Source organism: Microbacterium sp., from assembly GCF_035554235.1.
Taxonomy (GTDB): domain Bacteria; phylum Actinomycetota; class Actinomycetes; order Actinomycetales; family Microbacteriaceae; genus Microbacterium.
The window spans coordinates 1-3811 of record NZ_DATMIO010000259.1; the positions used below are offsets into that span (position 1 = coordinate 1).

Below are 3811 nucleotides of genomic sequence, written 5' to 3' on the forward strand. Positions count from 1 at the left end.
ACCGTTTCGCGCCGGGCTTCCTGTCGGCGGCGGTCTCCCCGCGCTCCCCGATCAATCCGCTCTCGGAGGAGTCGAGCCCCGCCCGGGATGTCGTCGAGGGCCTCTTCCGCGAAGCCGTCACGGGGTCGAAGAAGAGCCCGCTCCCGTCAGAGCTCGCCGAGGGGCTGCCCGCGGTGCTCGTGCTCGGTCATCTGCTGCTGGCGCTGTTCTGGGTATACGACGCCTCCCCGGGGCAGGAGCGCTCGCGGCGCCTGCTCGATCGCGGGCTGAGGCTGTTCCGGATCGCGCTGCCGCTCATCCGCCTGCCGCTGCTGCGCGCACCTCTGCGGGAGCTGCTCGACCTCGCCGCGGAGGTGCGGGCGTGACGGCGGAGGACCCGCCCTAGGAGTCGCCGTCGCGCGTCGGGATCGACCCCGTCGTCATACCCGAGAGCCAGTCCGCGTCGTGCTCGGCCTGCCGCGCCACCGGGATCCGCGTGCCGAGCACTTGCGCGACGACGTCCTGGGCGATCTTGGCGGCCGTGAGCCCGGCATCCTCGAGGATCTGCTCGCGCGTCGCGTGGTCTATGAACTCGTCGGGAAGCCCGAGTTCGTCGACGGCCGTGTCGACACCCGCTTCGCGGAGCACCTGCCGCACGCGTGTGCCCACGCCGCCGACCCGGATGCCGTCTTCGAGGGTTATCACGAGACGATGGGATGCCGCGAGCTCGATGACCGACGGCTGCACGGGGATCGCCCAGCGGGGGTCTATCACGGTGGCGCCGATGCCCTGGGCGCGCAGGCGCGCCGCGACGTCGAGGGCCAGGTGGGCGAACGGCCCGATGCCCACGAGGAGCACGTCGCGGGCATCGCTGGCGGCGAGCACGTCGACGCCGTCGTCGAGGCGTTCGACCGCCTCGATCGGCGCGGCGACATCGCCCTTCGGGAAGCGGATGACGGTCGGCGCGTCCGGGACCGCCACCGCTTCGGAGAGGAGCTCCCGCAGTCGCGCCGCGTCGCGGGGGGCGGCGATGCGGATGTCGGGGACGATCTGCAGCATGGCGAGGTCCCACATGCCGTGGTGGCTCGGGCCGTCGGGCCCCGTCACGCCGGCCCGGTCGAGCACGAAGGTGACTCCCGCGCGGTGCAGCGCGACATCCATCAGCACCTGATCGAACGCGCGGCCCATGAATGTCGCATAGACGGCCACGACGGGGTGGAGTCCGCCGAAGGCCATGCCCGCCGCGGACGCGACGGCGTGCTGCTCGGCGATGCCCACGTCGTACACGCGGTCGGGGAAGCGCTCCGCGAACGGGGCGAGGCCGGTCGGGCGGAGCATCGCCGCGGTCATGGCGATGACATCGGGGCGGCGCGAGCCGATCTCGACGAGCTCCTCGGCGAAGACATCCGTCCAGGCGGGGCGAGACGCGCTGAGCGGCCCCCCGGTCTCGGGGTCGATCCTGCCCACCGCGTGGAACTGGTCGGCCTCGTCGTCGCGGGCGGGCTGGTACCCGCGCCCCTTCTCGGTGATCGTGTGCACGATCACCGGCGCTCCGTACGACTTCGCGAGCTCGAGGGTCTCGAGGAGCGCCTCGAGGTCATGGCCGTCGATGGGGCCGAGGTACTTGATGTCGAGGTTCGAGTACAGCGCGGCGTTGTTGGTGAAGCGCGCCAGGAAGCCGTGCGTGCCTCCGCGGACTCCGCGGTAGACGGCCCGGCCGGCGGGACCGAACTTGGCGAAGAGGCTCTCGGACCCGCGATAGAAGTCCCGGTAGGTGGCGCCGGTGCGCACCCGGTTGAGGTAGCGCGCCATCCCGCCGATCGTGGGCGCGTACGACCGCCCGTTGTCGTTCACGACGATCACGAGGTTGCGGTCGTTGTCATCGGAGATGTTGTTGAGCGCCTCCCATGTCATGCCGCCGGTGAGGGCGCCGTCGCCGACGACCGCGATGACGTGCCGGTCGGCCCGTCCGGTACGGGTGAGCGCGCGCGAGACGCCGTCGGCCCAGCTCAGCGAGCTCGAGGCGTGCGAGGACTCGACGACGTCGTGCGCGCTCTCGGAGCGCTGCGGGTAGCCGGCGAGACCTCCGCGCGCGCGGAGCCCGGAGAAGTCCTGGCGGCCCGTGAGCAGCTTGTGCACGTAGGACTGATGGCCCGTGTCGAAGATGATCGGATCGGCGGGCGAATCGAAGACCTTGTGCAGCGCGAGGGTGAGCTCGACCGCCCCGAGGTTCGGCCCGAGGTGACCGCCCGTGCGCGACACGTTCTCGATGAGGAAGGCGCGGATCTCGGCCGCGAGCTCCTGGAGCTGCGAGACGCTCAGCGCGTTGAGGTCCTGAGGCCCGGTGATGCTCGGGAGGATCGCCATCCGTCTCTCTCTGCCGTCGTCAGGGCCCCTGCGGGGAGGCATTCCGAGACCCGGATGCCGGTGCCCAGTCTATCCCTGGCAGGCTGAAGGGCCCCCGACCACGACGTCTTCGGAGGCCCTTCGTGTCCGTGGATCAGACCAGCGAACGCAGCACGTACTGGAGGATGCCGCCGTTGCGGTAGTAGTCCGCCTCGCCGGGGGTGTCGATGCGCACGATCGCATCGAAGGCGACCGTCTCCTTGCCCGCGGCCGAGAACTCGCTCGGGGCCGCCGTCACGCGTACGGTCTTCGGCGTCACGCCCTCGTTCAGCTCCGCCAGGCCCTCGATCGAGACGACCTCGGTGCCGTCCAGGCCGAGCGACGCCCAGCTCTGGCCGGCGGGGAACTGCAGGGGCACGACGCCCATTCCGATCAGGTTCGACCGGTGGATGCGCTCGAAGCTCTCCGTGATGACCGCCTTGACTCCCAGCAGGCTCGTTCCCTTGGCCGCCCAGTCGCGGGACGAACCCGAGCCGTACTCCTTGCCGCCGAAGATCACGAGCGGCGTCCCAGCGGCCTGGTAGTTCTGGCTCGCGTCGTAGATGAACGACTGCGGGCCACCGCTCTGCGTGAAGTCGCGGGTGTAGCCGCCCTCCACCCCGCTGCCGCCGTTGAACTGGGCGAGGAGCTGGTTCTTCAGTCGGATGTTCGCGAACGTGCCGCGGATCATGACCTCGTGGTTGCCGCGCCTCGACCCGTACGAGTTGTAGTCCTTGCGGTCGACGCCGTGCTCGTCCAGGTAGTGCCCGGCGGGGCTGTCGGCCTTGATGTTGCCCGCGGGGCTGATGTGGTCGGTCGTGACCGAGTCGCCGAGCGTCGCGAGGATGCGTGCGCCGACGATGTCGGTCACGGGCGTGAGCTCCATCGTCATGCCGTCGAAGTACGGGGGCTTGCGCACGTAGGTCGACCGGGCGTCCCACTCGAAGACGTCACCGGTGGGCGTCGGCAGCGTCTTCCAGCGCTCGTCGCCCTCGAAGACGCTCGCGTACTGCGTGTCGAACATCCCCTTGTTGATCGAGGAGTCGATCGTCGCCTGAACCTCGGCCGAGTCCGGCCAGATGTCGCGGAGGAAGACGTCGTTCCCGTTCTGGTCCTTGCCGAGGGCGTCCGTCTCGAAATCGAAGTTCATCGACCCGGCGATCGAGTACGCGATCACGAGCGGCGGGCTCGCCAGGTAGTTCATCTTCACGTCGGGGTTGATGCGACCCTCGAAGTTGCGGTTGCCCGAGAGCACCGCGGTGACGGCGAGATCGTTCTGCTGCACGGCGGCAGAAACCTCCTCGATGAGGGGTCCGGAGTTTCCGATGCACGTGGTGCAGCCGTAGCCGACCGTGTAGAAGCCGAGATCCTCGAGGTCCTGCGTGAGGCCCGCCTTCTCGTAGTAGTCGGTGACGACCTTCGAGCCCGGGGCGAGTGTGGTCTTGAC

General features: G+C 69.7%; 2 protein-coding genes and 1 pseudogene. 1 reads left to right on the forward strand and 2 read right to left on the reverse strand.

Going from position 1 to position 3811, the window contains the following annotated elements; all coding sequences use genetic code 11:
- Window positions 1-365, forward strand: a pseudogene (locus VNT50_RS13035) (TetR/AcrR family transcriptional regulator); the annotation flags it as partial.
- Window positions 366-381: 16 nt separating this feature from the next.
- On the opposite strand, the gene dxs reads toward VNT50_RS13035, so the two are convergent.
- Together dxs and VNT50_RS13045 are read right to left on the reverse strand one after the other, a co-directional pair.
- Window positions 382-2346, reverse strand: coding sequence for a 1-deoxy-D-xylulose-5-phosphate synthase (gene dxs, locus VNT50_RS13040; protein WP_325485539.1), 1965 nt, complete (start codon window positions 2344-2346; stop codon window positions 382-384).
- A 133-nt stretch (window positions 2347-2479) separates the two neighbouring features.
- Window positions 2480-3811: aconitase family protein (locus VNT50_RS13045; RefSeq protein WP_325485540.1), on the reverse strand; the 1332-nt coding region annotated here is incomplete at its 5' end.